Below are 17649 nucleotides of genomic sequence, written 5' to 3'. Positions count from 1 at the left end.
CTTCTTTTAAAGAGAATTTAGAAAATGAACATAACCAAATTATCGATACAGCGGTCAACCCTGGTGGTGGTGGTCTTTACCGTCCTCACCCTGCTCGGGGTTGTCAGCTACCAATCCCTAAACTACGAGTTGCTGCCTAAGTTCAGCCCGCCGGTACTAACGGTCAGCACCATTTACCCGGGTGCATCGCCAAACGAGGTGGAGAACTCCGTAACAAAGGAAATTGAAGACGCACTATCGTCGCTGGAGAACGTGAAAGAAATGAAAAGCACCTCCCTGGAGAGCTTTTCCATCATCACGATCCAGCTGAACCAGGGCACTGATGTGGACCTGAGCTTACAGGATGCGCAGCGTAAGATCAACACCATACTGGCGAAATTGCCGGAAGATGCCGATGCGCCTACCCTGAACAAATTTGACTTCGACGACCTGCCGATCATCAAGATGGGGGCCACGGCCAACCTGTCGGCAACAGAGTTCTATGACCTGATCGACAAGAAGATCAAGCCTGAGCTTTCCAGAGTACCAGGGATGGCAGCCATCAAAATCTTGGGTGGCCAGGAGCGTGAGATCAAGGTGAACATCGACGCAAACAAGCTCGAAGCCTACAATCTTTCAATTCTGCAGGTGCAGCAGAAGATCCGCAACTCTAACCTCGACTTCCCTACGGGTAAGATCAAGCAGGAAAGCGGCCAGACACAAATTCGCCTGGCTGGTAAATTCCAGTCTTTAGACCAGCTGCGCAACCTGATCATCCGCGAAGACCAGAACGGTATTGTACGTCTGGGTGACGTAGCGGAAGTGCAGGATACCCAGAAGGATGTAGAAGTACTGACACGTGTAAACGCTACGCCTTCGGTTGGTATCACCATCCAGAAGCAGTCGGATGCCAACGCGGTGGAAGTAAGCCGCCTTACAAAAGAGGCGCTTGCCAAGCTGGAGCAAACCTATGCCGCAGAGGGCCTGAAATTTAACATTGCCAACGACTCCTCTGATTTTACCCTGGATGCTGCCGATTCAGTTATACACGACTTAGTGATCGCCGTGTTCCTGGTGGCTGCCGTGATGCTGCTTTTCCTGCACTCGCTGCGCAATGCCGTGATCGTGATGATCTCCATCCCGGCTTCGTTGGTGGCGACGTTTATTGCCATGTACCTGTTCGGCTTCTCGCTTAACCTGATGTCCCTACTGGCCCTTTCGCTGGTGGTAGGTATCCTGGTGGACGACGCCATTGTGGTGATCGAAAACATTCACCGCCACATGGAAATGGGCAAGAAGCCAGCACAAGCGGCTTATGACGGTATCCGTGAGATCATGGCGACGGTCACATCCATCACGCTCGTAATCGTGGTAGTGTTTATTCCGATTGCTTTGTCCTCTGGTCTGGTGTCAGACATCCTGCGTCAGTTTGCGGTGGTGGTAGCGGTAGCAACCATGATCTCTTTGTTCGTAGCCTTTACCCTGATTCCGTTGCTGGCCAGCCGTTTCTCCCGCCTGGAGCACATCTCCGATAAAAACGTCTTCGGGAGATTCATCCTGGCATTTGAGCGCTTCCTGGACCGCATCATCGATGGTTTCACAGCCGCCCTCAAGTGGGCCTTCAACCATAAATTCATTACGCTGGGAGTTACCTTGCTGATGTTGGTTGCTTCGTTCATGCTGGTGCCCTTCGGCTTTATCGGTTCAGAGTTTATTCCTTCCGGCGACCGTGGTGAAGTGAGTTTGCAACTGGAGTTGCCTAAGAACGCTACGGTAGAGCAGACCAACTTTGCCACCAAGCAAGTGGAAGAGTACCTGCAGGCTATTCCTGAAGTAGAGAAAGTGTTTACCACAGTAGGTACCACCTCTTCGGCACAGGCCGGCCAGAATACCGCTTACAAAGCTGATGTATCGGTTACACTGGTAGACGTGAAGGAGCGCAGCTTCAGCACCGACCAGTTCAGCCGCCAGGCCAAAGCGGATATTGAAAGCAAGCTGCCCGATGTGGAAGTAACACCGGTTCCGGTTGGTCTGGTAGGTACCGCGCAGGCTCCGATCCAGATCATCATCTCAGGTTCCAACCTTGACTCAGTCATGACCTTCGCAGAGAAAGTGATGGAAATTACAGAAAATGTAAACGGTACGGTAGACGTTGAAACTTCGGTGGAGGGCGGTAACCCTGAGATCGAGGTGGTTGTGGACCGCGATAAAATGGCCAGTGTTGGCCTGTCGCTGGAGAACGTAGGTGCCAGCATGCAGCTGGCCTTCAGCGGAAACTCCGACGTGACCTTCCGTTCCGGCACAGAAGACTACGACATCAACATCCGCCTGGATGAGTTTGACCGACGAAGCGTAACTGACATCGGGAACCTGACTTTTGTGAATAACAAAGGACAGCTGGTGCGCCTGGCGCAGTTCGCTGATATCAGACAGGCTACTGGCCCTTCGCAGCTGGAGCGCTACAACCGGGTAACTTCTGTGAACGTGAACGCATTCGTGATTGGTCGCCCTTCCGGTTCAATCGGTGCTGACATCCAGGCGCAGCTGGCAGAGGTAGACATGCCAAAAGGCGTGAGCGTAGAGTTTGGTGGTGACCTAAAAAACCAGAGCGAAGGTTTTGGTACACTGGGTATCGCCTTGCTGGCCTCTATCATTTTCGTGTACCTGATCATGGTGGCGCTGTACGACTCTTACGTGTATCCGCTGGTGGTACTGTTCTCTATACCTTTGGCGATCATCGGTGCCTTGCTGGCCCTGGCGCTGGCTGCCCAGTCCCTGAGTATCTTCTCTATCCTGGGTATCATTATGATGATCGGTCTGGTAGCTAAGAACGCGATCATGGTGGTGGACTTCACCAACAACATGAAAGCAGAAGGAGCCCCTGTAAAAGAGGCCCTGATAGAGGCGGTAAGAATCCGCTTCCGCCCTATCCTGATGACGACGCTGGCGATGGTGATTGGTATGTTGCCGATTGCCCTGGCAGGTGGCTCAGTTGCCGCGACCAAAAACGGTCTGGCCTTGGCACTGATCGGTGGTCTGACCTCTTCTATGTTCCTGACACTGATCGTGGTGCCGGTGATTTACTACGGTTTCGACCGCATCCTGGCGAAGTTCGGTTTAGATAAGAAAACTGTGATCGAGCTGGAAGACAAGACCATGGAAGAGCTGGAGCACGAAACAGCAGAGCTGGAAGGAAAAAAGATGGCGCATGCCTAAGCACATAAGGCTGTTATCAGAGCCCTAACTTATAGTAGGATTGCGGAGGCCTTTGATTTTCGCAATCCGATTATAAAAAAGAATTTTAAAGACCCGGTGCCAAATTAAAGCCCCGGAAAACAGATCCTCACAAAATAGTTCGCTTATGAATACTGTAAGCAATACTACCGGGTTAATAGAAACAGAGGTAGTAAACATCATCAGTAGCGTTACCCATCTGTCTGCAAACCAGCTAGTGCAGGTCCGCGACTTGGCTAAGCTTGGCTTAGACGTGTTGGACGTGCTGGATGTAATTCTGGAAGTAGAGCAGGCCTATGATATTACGATACCGGATGAAGTACCAGTCTACACAGTGGATGACCTGGTGGACTACGTGCACCGCCAGCTTGGCAATGTGGCGGGCACCGCAGCATAAACCCGCCCTAAATCACGCCAAAGGGCAGAAGAATAGGTAGATAGCGTAAGCTCCACACAACAGAAAAGCCGCGGGCATGCCTGCGGCTTTTCTGTTGTGTGGAGGTCTCGTTTAAACCTCTAATATATATACCTGTGGATCATAGCCTTCCTGCTGGAGCAGGGGCTTTGATACGTTAAACACTTTCACGCCCTTCGCTGTCTCCCCCTCCAGCGTGCCGACATGTGCATGCCCGTGGAAGGCAGCGAGCACACCTCTGCGATTCAACGGTTCGGCTAGTCTGGAACATCCCAGAAAGGGGAATACCTGCTCCGGCTCTCCTACCACAGTGGTCTTGATAGGGGCATAGTGCAGCACAGCTATTTTTTTCAGGTTTGTATGTTCGCTGTCTAAGCGTGCCAAGGCATTGTCCAGCTTCAGCGACTCGTCTACAGCCTCCTGCACAAAGCTTTTGACCATCTGCTCTCCAAACATACCCAACATGGCTTTATCAAAGCCGCCGCCAAAGCCTTTTACGCCCGCAAACCCTACATCCCCGATTATGACATAATCGCCATCTAACAAGTGGAAGTTCTCGCTTACCAGTGCCTTCCGGATACCTTTAGGGTGCTCCCGCTCATAATCGTGGTTTCCCAGGACCGCTATTACAGGTATAGTGCAGTTCTTGAGCTCCTCTGCCAGCACCTCTGCCTCAGATACCCGCCCTGTATCGGTCAGGTCCCCACAGAGCAGCAACACATCCGCCTTCTCCGAGACCAGTTTAAAATACTCCTTCCACTTCCCGCGGTCTGTTTCCCGGACGTGGATATCCCCTACTGCAGCTATTTTAGTTTTATGCTCCTTTGCTTTAGCCATGCTTATACTGATCGAATGGTCACGACCTTGTAGTCCCATTCGGTTACATCGGTTTGATACTGCGTCTGGTCTATAAGCGGGCCGCGGCAAATCTTCTCTACGGGTGGGGGCATCTCAAACTGCTCTCTGGCCCGCGTCAGCAGCTCCTCGAAAAGCCATTTTGGAATAATGTCCCGCTCTGAGGGGTACACGAACTGAAAGGAAAGCAGCTGTGCCAGCAGTAGTTGCCAATGCACCTCTATGTTTTTCCATAACCATTTCCAGTCCAGGTTTTTTCCGTACCGGAGCAGGATATGGTTAATGTCGCCTCCGTCATAACGCTCCCGGTTCTGCACGTAAAGCTTCGACCAGATGAGGGCCTCTGCCGGAATCACCCGTACCTTTATCCCCAGCATCTCGCTCTCCACAGCCCGCTGAAACCAGCTGTCGTCCACAGCGCAATGATTTCCCGGATTGTTGAAGATGATATCCATAAAGTGCTCCCCTTTGATGGCCTTAGCCAGCCACCGGGCATCGGTGAGCTCCGTTTCATAGCCGTTCTCCTTGAACTGCTTCAGGATGCGCGGCGTATCCCCGGACTTGCAGAAAATATCCAGGTCCTTGGTATCGCGCATGATGTCGGTGTACAGGCGGAGTGCAAAGCCCCCTCCCACCAGAAAACTAGCATCGCTCTGCGAGAGTAACTGGAGGGCTTCCTTATAAAAATCATGGACTGCCTGCCGGCTTAATCCGTCCTTTACTTCTATTGGTTTTGACATTCTGCTTCTACTATAACTTTTGAACAAAGCCACCTGAAAGTGGCATCGGCACCGGAGCCAGGCAAAACTGCAGGGTGGTGTGTTTTGCATTACTCTTACCAGTGCGGGGTAAGATTCTTGTACTAATTTACCCGACGTTTGTTGCCTCCTTTAGACTTACAGCCTTATAATGCAAGGACAAGCTTTGCCGGTTAAAGAGATTCTTTTAGCAATATTCAAATGGAAGCCCCTATTTCTGCACTGATCCTGCACCTTCGAATATGCAAAGCATCTGGCGCATTCTGCTTTTGCTCTGCAGTTTATATCGTTTGCTTTGAGGATCGCACCACAGCCTAAGCTTTTCAACCTACAGTTGCTCACTTAGAAGCCCTTGGGCAATAGTGTGAACCTATCCATACTATCCTTCTGTGTTTATGCAATTCAACCTCTCAAGAAAACGCTGCCATGGCACCCGCTACAGTACCACCGAAGATTTTGCCTGGCGCTTAGCGATGGCTTTCCACTGACCGCCCCTTCTTCTTTGGTTAGCAAAACAGCACAACATTGCTGTGACAGCAAGTACTAGAAGTAGACATATCCCAAGCACCAAACAGCTTTGCTTGAAACTATTAAAGTTAATTATAGTACAAAGGTTAGCTACAAACTATACGTACCTAACCTTTGCCCGAGCCCTGATTTAGCAATGAAAGCCTTTATCCCGCTGGGGCAGATAATAGTCTTACCCATAAGGAAGGTGCGATGCTTGAGTTGTGTAACGTGTCCTGATACCTTCTCTTAGCTTAATAATGAAAAAAAACATACAAGAATCATGAACAGAATATTAGTGACCGGCTCCTCTGGCCTTATTGGATCAGAGGTATGTACTTTTTTTGGTAACCTGGGATGGGAGGTGCATGGGGTGGACAACAACATGCGGGCACGCTTTTTTGGTCCCTCCGGAGATACCCGCTGGAGCCAGAAGAGGCTTGAAAAAAGTTTAGCGCAGTTTACGCACCACGAACTGGACATACGCAACAGGCAGGATGTTCTGAGCAAAATTGCCGAGGTAAAGCCGGATGCTATTGTACACACAGCAGCCCAGCCCAGCCATGACAAGGCTTTGTCTATTCCCTTCGATGACTTTGACATCAACGCGGTGGGTACACTTAATTTGCTGGAAGGGCTCAGGCGCTACAGTGTGAACGTGCCTTTTGTACATCTTTCCACCAACAAAGTTTATGGCGACCGGCCTAACACCATTGCGCTGAGAGAAGAAGACACCCGATGGGCATATGATGACCCTAAATACCACAACGGTATACCTGAGACGTTGCCAATAGACCAAAGCAAGCACTCCTTGTTTGGTGCCTCTAAAACGGCGGCCGACGTTATGGTGCAGGAATATGGCCGATACTTCGGTATGCCTACCTGTTGCCTCAGAGGCGGTTGCCTCACAGGTCCCAATCACTCTGGCGTGGAATTACATGGCTTTTTAAGCTACCTCATCAAATGTAATCTGGAGAGAAAGGAGTACACAGTGTATGGGTACAAAGGCAAGCAGGTGCGCGACAACATACACTCCTACGATGTAGCTCGCTTTTGCTACGAGTTCATTCAAAATCCGAGAAAAGGAGAAGTGTACAACATCGGTGGCGGTGCGCAAAACGCTATCTCTATCTTAGAGGCTTTCCAGCTGATTGAGAACTTCTCAGGTCAGGAAATGAAGTATACGTACGTAGACGAAAGCCGCATAGGCGACCACATCTGCTACTATAGCGACCTGACTAAAATCAAAACGCACTACCCAAACTGGGAGATAACTAAATCCCTGCATGATATTTTTCAGGAGATTTATACGAGTTGGGAGAACAGGTTGGCTGTAAAGGCTTAGAAAACAATACCGCCTATACTTGACATGCTCCATGTAATGCAAACTTTGTTGCATTACATGGAGCATGTTTCGTTAGTTTTTCCTCCTTTCAACCAACAACACAGCAAACCAATGGTCGTCGTTCAGGAAAGTTACTTTATAGTCGTCATTGTTCAACAACCTCATCTCGACCCATCGCGGACAATGCACATCCGTCCATTCGCGTGCCTCTTCAAGCCCCTTTGGAGCAGGGGGGCATTTTCTTTTATAATCCGGGTGGTCTAGAACCAAGAACCTGTCATAACGCTGCAGGAACTCCTCAGTCGTTAGAATATTGTCCTTAAATATTTCAGGGTAGTTGCGTTTAATGGCAACCAAGTGCTTGTACTCCTGTGGACTAAACAAGCCACTGTGTTTATCAACCGCCACTTCCCAATCGGTAATAAAATAATATCGTTCAGGATTAGGTGCGTAGTGAATGCGCTCCAGAAATGGCCTGGAAAATTGCACAACAATTGGCAAGTTTTTGTACCTGACGGGTGTTTCATTTCGTCCTGGCTTGAACTGCTTCCCAAAAGACCTCGCATAAAGTAGCGGCCGGGACAGAAAATAGGAGGAAAGCACCAATACTGAAAACAGAAACGTTAAGGTTGGGAGATACTTATATCTTCCGGCACCAAAATATAGCTGCTTCCTGAAAGGAGGGATAGATAAAAGTTTGGAAGAAAAATACGCAAGCATAATCACCCATCCTAACGCACTCGGAATCATGTACCTGTCCCACAGAATGGGTTTTATCGTCTTTGATATGATCCATATAAAAATAGGAAGTAACACAAAAGAAAGCGCAAAGACCATGATCGGGACCTTGGAACGACTCTCGGTTACTGGTTCTGGTACGACAATACCTGCGCTGCGCACCGCTTCCTTAGCGAAAAAAAGGCATACGGACAGAATCAGAAGAATCACCAACAGCGTTTGGTGTAAAAACGGGGAAGCACCGAAATTCAACATATCCAACAGGTCCCGTAGCAAGGGTTCCGGAAGCCAGGTGCGTGGTTTACCAGCATCTGCCTGGATCAAAAAGGAAGGGATGTACAGTAAGATGGTGAACCAGCTGAGGACAATAGACAAGTAAATCTTTAACCTGAAGGTGTTAAAGAACCAATCGGACACCAGCAAAGCGACCAATATTGTTCCGCTGTAGAACCCCCCGAACAGATGCGTGTGTATGATGGCCATATGTACACACGCATTCAGGACGAGCAACTTTGTTGTTGGCCTGCTCTGCCTGTAGAACTGGTCATACAGCAAAAGCCCCGCTGCACAAAGCGCTATAAACAACCCATACATTCTTGCCTCTGCATTCTGGATCAAAATCACTTCAGAAGTACAGAAAATGCCTAATACACCCGTAGCAGTAGCCCAGAAACGAAAGTGCCTCCTGACCACTACCCAGGTTGCCACTAAGGCGGCACACATCCCTAAGGAGGAAAACAGGCGCAGGGACAGTTCCGAGGACCCAAAGGCTTTGTCCCATGTCCATCCAAGCAGGAAGTACAAAAAGGGCGTGTTGTTTATCTTATCATGGAAGGCCGCCAGCATCCCTGTAAAGGAAGGATCGGAAGTAAAGTAATAGGAGTACAGTTCGTCGTTCCAGAAGATCTTTTTGGACGATACAAAAGCGCATGAGATAAGCAGTGAAACTATTGCCAGGGCAGGCAGCACATACTCCCAGTAAGAGCGCACTGGAAGTCCATTCTCTTTTGACATATTCTTCAGACTAATGCTGGATTTCTTTGTTCTGGAGATGTTGAGAATCTCCTGTAAGACTAAGGCAGTTGTACTTTTTTCACGCCTTTAAGCCTGATAGCAGGATAATAGCTATTGTTATTAAACATCTTCTTCACCCAAAGCTGGTAAAGCACCCGCCAATACCCGCCGCCTACCTTAAAAAGCTTAAAGGAAGACACCCCCATGTCAGGTGTCCTGTTAACCCATGAGATGGGCACTTCCCTCACCCTATACCCCATCAGCAAAGGCATAAGGCCGGTTTCCGCATTAATGGCAAAGTCAGTTTGGGTAAGCTGAAGGTTATCTACGACCTCTTTCCGGATCAGTTTCAGGTTGTTTGTCAGGTCTCTGAACTTCTTACCCAATATGAGACGGGCCAGAAAATGAAAGCCCCTGTTAGCTATAATCTTCTGAAAAGGATAATTGAGTAAGACGCTTCTACGCGAAAAGCGGCTCCCGATTGCCACATCCACACCTCTTACGGCAGCATTAAAAATGTCCCGCAGTTCTGGCAAGAGGTGCTGGAAATCGCAGTCCATCGACAGGATGTATTTTCCTGTTGCCACCCTGTACCCGTCCCTGATGGCGCGCCCCACTCCGTTGGGGGGCTTTCTGAAAACCGGTTTGATCAGCGGGTACTTCTCTGCCAACTGCTCAATTACGCACCTGGTGTTATCCTTGCTGTTGTCATCCACCAGAATGATCTCATGGAGATAGTCTCCATAAAAAGTTAAAAGTCCGGTAACAAGTGAGGTTATGTTCATTTCCTCGTTATGACAGGGCACCACAACAGAGACAGCGCCTGCCAGTTCTTTATGCTGGCAAAGACTTTGGTTTGGCTCTATTGTCTCTTGCGGGGCCTTCTGGGCATGAAGCAGGATGGCACCCGCAAATGAATCGATCGGGGAGAGATTCTCCAACAAGGTGGACAGGTTACGGAGCCACCAAACCCCTTTTGGAGTGAGAGGGGCGTACACAAAGTCATTATAGACGGCTACTACGTTTACAAAGCCCGCTTCCCGAACAGACCTGCTCAGTTCCGACCGACTTAGAAGCTTTCTACGGTCTGTTTTATTAGAAAACCTGTTTAGAAAATTCCTTCCTTTCAGAAAAGGGTTTTTGGGATTACTCTCATAGAACGTTACCTGTCCTCCCGGTTTCAGCAAGGCATAGACGTTCTCTAGGAACCAAGAGCTGTTCGTCTCATCCACCAGGTCCATGATAATGATATGATCAAAGGTCTTGTTCTGAAGCGGACCAGGGAAAGAGGAAAGGCTAAGAAACTCAATCAGTGATTTTTCAGGCTCTTCAGGCACCTGCTCCTGGAAAGTCACTGCTGTTATTGGGTTCTCGCTTTTTGATACTCTGTGTAGTTCCCTTGTAAAAACGCCGCTACCGCACCCCAGCTCTAAAATTGACTGGCCTGGTAGCAGGTGAATCAGTTGCCTGAACGTCTGCGCTCTCCATAGGAGCCTTTCCTGAAGAATAGGGTCCTTCTTATGCCAATAGTGCTCCCTAAACTGCTCACGTTGTTGAAGGGTATCTAGTAACTCGTTATCTCCCATTGCACGATAGTTTCAGTACTTCCCGAACTCCTTTGGAGCTCAAGCAATTCTGTTCGGCATATGCCATAACAGGGTATAGGTCAACTTAAGCCAGTAGCGTTGCCTTACACTCCATTACACATAAAAAGCTTTACCTGCAGAGCTTGCTCCCAAATAGAGGGTTTACTGTTGTTCACATACTACGGCTAGAGCAACAGTTGGTTAAAAAATGTTGCACCAACAAGGCATGAGCTGGCACAGCCTGAGCATTGATAACCACAGTCAGATTTAAGCGCAGCTTATCTGGTGGGATAGCCTGAAAAGGCTAAACCCCTCCCACTTCTATCCGTTAGAAATGGTAAACATTCTATAAATAAAACCTACTAGCTATGAACAGAAACCAGTCTGACCGCTACGGTAACAACAGCGGCTTCCAAACGCACCGCTCAGAGCGCTACCGCCATCCAGAGAATGACAACATGAACCGTTTCGATGATTATGGTGCCTCCAGGCAAGGAACCTACAGAAACGAGGGAAACTCTGGAAACTGGGGAAGCCGGGGCAATGACATGGGAGGCTCCAGAAACACCAGCAACCAGGACATTTACGGTACCTACAGCACCTCCCGTAACTACGGCAGTATGGGTAGCTATGGCGGTGCACAGGGCTTTGGGTCATCCAGAGGGGGCTACGCTTCACAGCGGCGCTACGATTCGGACACCAACTTTAACGCCGACAGTGGCAGAGGTTCTTACAACCAGCGAAACCAAAGCAATTACAGCCCAGCCGGCCACAGAGCCTACGGGTATCAAAGCGACTACGACAGCCACGGTTCTAACATGGGCAGCAACAGTGGCAATGACTTGTACGGCTCCAGCACATCCAGAAGGTTCCAGGGCTCAGACCAGGGCCGCTATAATTTCGACCGCGACAACCGTAATTCGGGCAGCGGTTACCGCGATATGTATGGCACAGACCGAAACAGCCGCGATAGCTATAACTCGCCGAACTACGGCGGCTCAGAGGGCAACTACATGGGCAGCGGCTACAACCGCACCACTGGCGGCAATTATGGGTCTGATGAGGGGAACTCCCGCTCCTCTGATTTTTACAACAGGATGAACATGAACAGAGGTACCGGCGAATACGGCAGAAGCGACTATTACCGCGGACCCTATGGCGACCGGGACATCAACACAGGCAATAACCTTTTCCGCCACCCGGAGAGCGACTACGACTACAACCCCAACAGAAGCTTTACCAGAGACAACGATCGGGCAAGGAACAGAAGCTACGACCGTAACTCCGACAGGTACTAAGCCTGGTTCTACAGGACTAAACAAAAGGGGCGCTGCAGATCTGCAGCGCCCCTTTTGTTCTTGGCTCAGTGTATCAGGGCACACAGATGCTTTTCAGGTCGCGCATGCTGCCGTAAAAGACATTACAATCCACGGCCCCTTTTATTCCTTCCACCGTGCCTTCATCGGTGTGCTGCCAAAAAGTAAGGTTTAACTTGTTGCTCTTCTCCAGCTTTAGCTTCGGTACCCTGTAATGCGCTATCCAGAGCGGGTAGGTATCAAAGTAACCCGCCAGGTAATCCTGGTAAAACTTATAGTTGGTGTAGATGATTGGCCTGGCTCCATAGGCTACCTCTACCAACTGTAGCCATACGCTTAGGTCCTCCCTTAACTGCTTTACAGACTTTCGCCCCCTGACTTCTATGTCCAGCACTGGCGGCAGGTCGCCTGTGCTTAAACTGACGGTATTGATAAAGTGCTTGGCCTGCTTCTCCGGGCTCAGGTAGGGCAGGTAAAAATGATAAGCCCCACGCATAAGGGCAGCCTCGCCTGCCTGCTCCCAGTTCTGCTGAAACAACTTGTCTTTCAGCGTCTCCCCTTCTGTGGCCTTAATAAACGTAAAGACCATCTCGCTTTCCCGTACTTTATGCCAATCAATTTCCTGCTGGTAATGCGATACGTCCACTCCGTAAATCGTGTGCCCTTCCGGCCATACGGGCTTTGGCTTCTCTACAAACATTTCCACATAAAGCACCAACACGAGAAGCACTCCTATTACGCCCAGGCCCACCCAGAACCGCACCGGAACCGGCTGCTTTTTCTTTTTGGGACGGGCTTTACGTTTTACAGGTATCGGGTTAGGCATGTTCCGCTGTAGCAATGAATGGCTGGACTATACTTATTACCTCCCCGGTTTTAAGAAACCAGTTCGCACTGTTGTGGTAAGCCAGACAAATGATCCAGGTACTCCCCCTCTACCGTCACATACCCCTTCATTAAATCAGCCGTAAGGCAGGAGTGCACCGGTAAAATCCCCATCATGTCGCCGATCTTGTACTTGTCGAACTGCTGGGGACTGGCTTTCACGATACTGTGCTCTTGGGACAGCGACACAAGCTCGATGCCCTCCAATGGGGCGGTCCAGCCGTTTTCTGTAAACTCCACGATGCGGCCATAGCTCACAGAGCCGTCTTCCTGCAGTAAAGAGTCTTTTGAAAAATGAACGCTGCCCCCGTAGAGGATGATTTCACCCCGCTCCGGGTGTTTGGCCACCACAGGGCAGGCCATGCAAACGGCGATATCATCAAAGCTGCAGGAGCCGATGCGCTGCTGTGTGAGGTCGTAAAACACGAAATTACCCGGACGTATCTCGTCCACACCGCTCAGGTTCTCCAAAATGCTGCAGGATGGCGTGTCGCCTATGGATAGCTGCAGTCCAGGGAACTGCTTCATGTAGCGTTTCCGCAGCATGTGCAGGAGGTACACCGAGGTGTTGTGAATTGTTTGAATCGCTTCGGTGTCGGTTTGCTTGTAGGTGTGGCCATCGTGCACTACAAAGCCCTCAAAGCGCAGTTTCTCGCTTTGCTTTACTTCGTTCAGTATCTTATCGAGCTCGCTGTGGTTATGAGGCAAAAGCCCTGTACGGCGGTAGCCGGTGTCAATCTTCAGCCAAAGCTGTACGGGATGGCGCAGGTGATGGGCCAGCGCCTCCACTGTATCTATGTTCACCGCCACCACGTGCAGTTTCACGCGTGAGGCCAGCTCATTTATCCTATCAATTTCCAGCACATTGGCCGGGAAAGCCACCATGATGTCTTGCCACCCCTGGTTTGCAAAGTAGTTGGCCATGCGAAACGAGGAAACGGTGATGGCATCCACGCCAAAGTCGCGGAACCAGGCGCCTACCTGCGCTGACTGATGGGTTTTAAAGTGAGGGCGTAGCCGAACTCCATTCCTCCGGGCCTTCTCCACCATCCTCCTGATGTTCTCCAGGCTCTTCTTCTTGTCCAGTAATAGAGTAGGTACATTCAATCTCATAGTTCAAAAACGCAATTGTTGTAGCAAATTTTGTGAAGTTACACATATTAGGGCAAAGAGTCACGCCAGCTTTTCTGTGAAGGTGACAAATGTCATTTCCCAAGCCCCTCTTTAGCCCGACCTTTGTGAAAGTAAAACACTTTATTTGAGGAGAATGACCATGACTGCACCTGTGACAAGCACCCCAACGGAACTGCTGGCAAAGTACGATGTTCCATCGCCCCGCTATACCAGTTACCCGACGGTACCTTTTTGGAACGAGCAACCCCTGACACAGGAGCGGTGGTTCCTGCACGTGCAACGGGCCTTTAACAAAACAAATAAAACTGAGGGAATAAGCCTGTACCTGCACCTGCCTTTTTGCGAGCAGCTATGTACCTACTGCGGCTGCAACAAGCGCATCACCAAGAACCATGGCGTAGAGGAGCCTTACATGCAGGCCCTCTTAGAGGAATGGGAGCAGTACCTGGCCGTGTTTGAGGAAAAACCACGCATTGCCGAGTTGCACCTGGGTGGCGGCACCCCTACCTTTTTCAGCGCCCAGAACCTGAAGAAGCTGCTGGAGGCCTTGTTAGAGAATGCCGAAGTAACGCCCGATGCCGAATTTAGCGTAGAGGTACACCCTAACGCGACAAACGCTGCGCAACTGCAGGTATTGTATAACCTGGGCTTCAGGAGACTAAGCGTAGGCATACAGGACTTCGACCCACGGGTGCAATTTGTGATTAACCGCATTCAAACCTTTGAGCAAACCAAGGAGACCTTCGACACTGCCCGGGCTATCGGCTATACCTCTATCAACGGCGACATTATCTATGGCCTACCGCACCAAACTGCTGAAAGCGTGCGCCTGACAATAGAAAAGGTAAAAGAGCTACGGCCGGAGCGCATTGCTTTTTACAGCTATGCCCACGTGCCCTGGAAAAGTAAGGCACAGCGCCGCTATTCGGAAGCCGACCTACCGGCACTGGCAGAAAAAAGAAGTCTTTATGAGTTGGGACGTACGCTGTTGGAAGCGGCAGGCTATGTGGAGATTGGGCTTGACCACTTTGCCCTACCCACGGATGAACTCTACCTGGCGGCCCGGCAAGGCCTTTTGCACCGTAATTTTATGGGCTACACGCCGCGCCACACCGAGCTGTTGGTAGGCCTGGGGGCCTCCAGTATCTCCGACACCGGTACCGCTTTCATGCAGAACGTGAAAGAGGTAGAAGCTTATGAGGAGGTGGTAAGCACGGGCAAGCTCCCGATCCTGAAAGGGCACGAGCTGACCACCGAGGACTTGCTCATACGACAGCACATCCTTAACCTGATGTGCCGCCTGGCGACCTCCTGGTCCGAAGAAGACCTCCCCTACTTTGTGGATGCGCTCATCCGCCTGCAGCCGCTTGCTGATGACGGACTGCTTCACTATAGCACGCATCACATCGAAGTTCTTCCGGCTGGCCGGCCTTTCCTCCGTAACATTGCCATGTGCCTGGATGCCCGGCTCTGGTCTGCGCAGCCTACGACACCTGTTTTTAGCCGCTCCGTATAGCCTTTCGCCCCCTTCTAGCTGTTAATTCCCGTAAGCTCCCATGGCCCTGCTTTAGGCCGCGGGAGTTTGCTATTTCATAGTACCTTTGCAAAAACACATGACGCTCTCATGAACTTCTTTTATGTAAAGGCGCTGCATATCATTTTTGTCGTCACCTGGTTTGCCGGCCTATTCTACATTGTGCGCCTCTTTATCTATTATGCTGAGGCCGCCGAAAAACCTCAGCCAGAGCGGGGTATCCTGCAGCGGCAGTTTGCTTTGATGCAAAAACGCCTGTGGTACGGTATTACGTGGCCTTCCGCCGTGCTTACCCTACTCTTTGGTTTAACAATGCTGTATCTCTACGGCAGCATCCCGGGCTGGCTGGTCTGGAAGCTGTGTTTTGTGCTGGGCCTTTACATCTACCATTTCCTGTGTCACCGCATCTTTAAGCAGCAGCAACAGGGTATCCTTAAATACAGCCCCACGCAGTTGCGTATCTGGAACGAAGTAGCCACCCTTTTCCTGGTGAGCATTGTGTTCTTGGTCGTCCTCAAAAGCTCTCTCAGTATGCTATGGGGAATTGTTGGCCTCGTGCTCTTTAGCGTGGTACTGATGCTTGCCATTCGTATTTACAAGCGGATCAGGGAAAGTAATTAGCCCCGAAATGCTTATATTTGATGATGACGCATAATATAGAACTGAAGGCAAACGAGAAAGAGCTGATCCGGCTGATTCGCTTCTTTAGTAAAAGAGCGGCCACATTGATGAATACAGGCGAACTGAGCCAGGAGCACGAGCAACTCACAAAAGCCTGCCAAAACCTGGAATCGCAACTGCTACAGCATGCCAGGAACAGAGCAGCGATCCTGGACAAGCGCGAGCGTCTGAACAACATCATAGAAGACAAGACCCAGTGCCCTAAGTGCAACAAGGCAGACCTGCTGAAAAAAAACGGCACCAGCACCAATGAGCATGGCTGGCGTAGCAACACGTACCGCTGCCGCCGCTGTAACACAGACTTTACCTTTAACAAGCCCAACAACCCCTGGCATATGGCCGAGTTTCTGGAGATGTACATTCAGGAACTGGAACAAGGACTCTTGCTTGCGCAGGAGGAAGATTTAAGACAGCACATGGAAGCCGCCATTCCGCAGTTGCAGGATAGCTTGTACCGCCTGCGTCCGGTCCTACAAACCTCTGACGAGGAAGTAAGCGCCCTCAAGCTAAAAGAAAGGGAAATGGACAAGTTAATTCATCAGTTTAAAAACTACCTGCTCATCGAAAAGATCAAGCTGGATACTTACCAGGAACCGGAAGCGTAAGAAGCCAGCTTCCTTCTTAGGCAACCGCATGCTTCTTTTTTAGGTGAGGCCTGTATCCACTGTTCCAGCTTTCTATTTGTTATAGTCCCTGCACTACCCAATACCAGATGGCTAGTGTTAGAAAAGAAATTGGAATGCCAAAGCCGACCATCATGTTAGCCAAGCGGGGCTTCAGCCCATAGGATGCTGCCACAATAGAGGCTGTGATCATAGGCGCCATGGCAGCCTCTATCACGGAAACCTGCACTACCTCTCCCCGCACTCCTAGTACCCATACAAAAAGCACATAAATCAGTAAGGGAGCCAGCAGGAGTTGATAGCCAAGCCCTATGGCCAAAAAGCCCCAGTGCTTGCTACGTTTCTCGAGGCGCAGCTGCATCCCCACGGATACCAAGGCGATAGGCGACACCGTGTTTCCAAGGCGCTGGAAAACCTCCTTCAGGTCATCCGGGAAGTGCAGGTCCAGCAGGTTCATTGCCAGGGCCAACAGGAACATAAGAAAGGGAGGGAACTTCAGGATCTTTTTAGTGATGATACCCGTGCTCGCCTCCCCTTTCGAGAAGGTAGCGGCCAGCGCAATGCCAAGTGTGGACAGCACCATAAAAGTGCCTGGCTGGTCAATCAGGATAGCTGTTTTTAAACCCTCCTTCCCATACAGGGCCTCTATTACCGGGAAGCCAATAAAGGCGGTGTTGCCCAGGCCAGCGGTAAGGATCAGGCAGCCAATTAACTTTTTAGACCAGCCCAGCAATTTTCCCAAGCTCCAGAAAAGCAGCGCCGCACCGGCGAAGCAGATCCAGGCCACACTTACAGGCAACAACGCGGTACTGTCCAACACCAGCTCGGGGATGAAGTACAGGGCCAGCGCTGGCAGCGAAATATAAATGATAAACTGGTTAAGCACCTGTGGCGTGTTAACCGGGAAATCGCGCACATGTTGGAGAACAATACCAATGATCAGGCACCCAAACAAAAGGATAAAGCTACTCATGTAGAAAGGATTATGGCGCCAGCCGTCAACGCTGGAACAGGGCCATTTACGTGTATCCCGCTAAAACCCAGT

At 50.3% G+C, this 17649-nt stretch carries 14 protein-coding genes; 7 read left to right on the top strand and 7 right to left on the bottom strand.

Annotation, left to right across the window (positions count from 1 at the left end; translation table 11 throughout):
• Positions 1 to 24: 24 nt before the first annotated feature.
• Positions 25 to 3195 (top strand): efflux RND transporter permease subunit, encoded by a 3171-nt coding sequence (locus CHB92_RS12940; protein ID WP_089319644.1) that lies wholly within the window; start codon positions 25 to 27, stop codon positions 3193 to 3195.
• A 145-nt stretch (positions 3196 to 3340) separates the two neighbouring features.
• A complete protein-coding gene (locus CHB92_RS12935; RefSeq protein ID WP_089319643.1) occupies positions 3341 to 3610 on the top strand; it encodes an acyl carrier protein in 270 nt (89 codons plus the stop codon).
• A gap of 111 nt (positions 3611 to 3721) precedes the next feature.
• Here CHB92_RS12935 and CHB92_RS12930 read toward each other — a convergent pair whose 3' ends face one another.
• Together CHB92_RS12930 and CHB92_RS12925 are read right to left on the bottom strand one after the other, a co-directional pair.
• On the bottom strand, positions 3722 to 4465 hold the full coding sequence (locus tag CHB92_RS12930) for a metallophosphoesterase family protein (RefSeq protein ID WP_089319642.1): 744 nt from the start codon (positions 4463 to 4465) through the stop codon (positions 3722 to 3724).
• Between the two features lie 2 nt (positions 4466 to 4467).
• The gene (locus CHB92_RS12925; RefSeq protein ID WP_089319641.1) at positions 4468 to 5223 is read right to left on the bottom strand and encodes a nucleotidyltransferase; all 756 of its coding nucleotides are present in this window, start codon (positions 5221 to 5223) and stop codon (positions 4468 to 4470) included.
• An 808-nt stretch (positions 5224 to 6031) separates the two neighbouring features.
• Between CHB92_RS12925 and CHB92_RS12920 the strand changes: the two genes are divergently transcribed.
• Positions 6032 to 7093, top strand: coding sequence for an NAD-dependent epimerase/dehydratase family protein (locus CHB92_RS12920; RefSeq protein ID WP_089319640.1), 1062 nt, complete (start codon positions 6032 to 6034; stop codon positions 7091 to 7093).
• A 72-nt stretch (positions 7094 to 7165) separates the two neighbouring features.
• Here CHB92_RS12920 and CHB92_RS12915 read toward each other — a convergent pair whose 3' ends face one another.
• Positions 7166 to 8845, bottom strand: a complete 1680-nt coding sequence (locus tag CHB92_RS12915; RefSeq protein ID WP_089319639.1) for a hypothetical protein — start codon at positions 8843 to 8845, stop codon at positions 7166 to 7168.
• 59 nt (positions 8846 to 8904) lie between these two features.
• A complete protein-coding gene (locus tag CHB92_RS12910; RefSeq protein ID WP_089319638.1) occupies positions 8905 to 10431 on the bottom strand; it encodes a glycosyltransferase in 1527 nt (508 codons plus the stop codon).
• A gap of 368 nt (positions 10432 to 10799) precedes the next feature.
• Between CHB92_RS12910 and CHB92_RS12905 the strand changes: the two genes are divergently transcribed.
• Positions 10800 to 11729 carry a hypothetical protein gene (locus tag CHB92_RS12905; RefSeq protein WP_089319637.1) on the top strand — a complete coding sequence of 310 codons (930 nt, stop codon included), beginning with the start codon at positions 10800 to 10802 and terminating at the stop codon, positions 11727 to 11729.
• A gap of 73 nt (positions 11730 to 11802) precedes the next feature.
• Here the strand turns inward: CHB92_RS12905 and CHB92_RS12900 are convergent, their stop codons facing one another.
• Together CHB92_RS12900 and CHB92_RS12895 are read right to left on the bottom strand one after the other, a co-directional pair.
• Positions 11803 to 12573, bottom strand: a complete 771-nt coding sequence (locus CHB92_RS12900) for a glycoside hydrolase family 25 protein (RefSeq protein ID WP_106219118.1) — start codon at positions 12571 to 12573, stop codon at positions 11803 to 11805.
• A gap of 50 nt (positions 12574 to 12623) precedes the next feature.
• Entirely contained in the window at positions 12624 to 13745 is a 1122-nt protein-coding gene (locus CHB92_RS12895; RefSeq protein ID WP_089319635.1) for an alanine racemase, read from the bottom strand.
• A gap of 154 nt (positions 13746 to 13899) precedes the next feature.
• On the opposite strand from CHB92_RS12895, the gene hemN reads away from it, so the two are divergent.
• The 3 genes from hemN to CHB92_RS12880 all read left to right on the top strand — a co-directional run bounded on the left by hemN (position 13900) and on the right by CHB92_RS12880 (position 16586).
• A complete protein-coding gene (gene hemN, locus CHB92_RS12890) occupies positions 13900 to 15282 on the top strand; it encodes an oxygen-independent coproporphyrinogen III oxidase (protein WP_245842550.1) in 1383 nt (460 codons plus the stop codon).
• Positions 15283 to 15390: 108 nt separating this feature from the next.
• Positions 15391 to 15921, top strand: coding sequence for a CopD family protein (locus CHB92_RS12885; protein WP_089319634.1), 531 nt, complete (start codon positions 15391 to 15393; stop codon positions 15919 to 15921).
• A gap of 20 nt (positions 15922 to 15941) precedes the next feature.
• Positions 15942 to 16586 carry a hypothetical protein gene (locus tag CHB92_RS12880; protein WP_245842548.1) on the top strand — a complete coding sequence of 215 codons (645 nt, stop codon included), beginning with the start codon at positions 15942 to 15944 and terminating at the stop codon, positions 16584 to 16586.
• A 79-nt stretch (positions 16587 to 16665) separates the two neighbouring features.
• Here the strand turns inward: CHB92_RS12880 and CHB92_RS12875 are convergent, their stop codons facing one another.
• Entirely contained in the window at positions 16666 to 17577 is a 912-nt protein-coding gene (locus CHB92_RS12875; protein WP_089319632.1) for an AEC family transporter, read from the bottom strand.
• Positions 17578 to 17649: the final 72 nt, after the last annotated feature.

It is taken from the genome of Pontibacter ummariensis (genome assembly GCF_900188175.1).
GTDB classification, from domain to species: domain Bacteria; phylum Bacteroidota; class Bacteroidia; order Cytophagales; family Hymenobacteraceae; genus Pontibacter; species Pontibacter ummariensis.
This window is presented reverse-complemented; position numbering and strand designations above follow the sequence as displayed.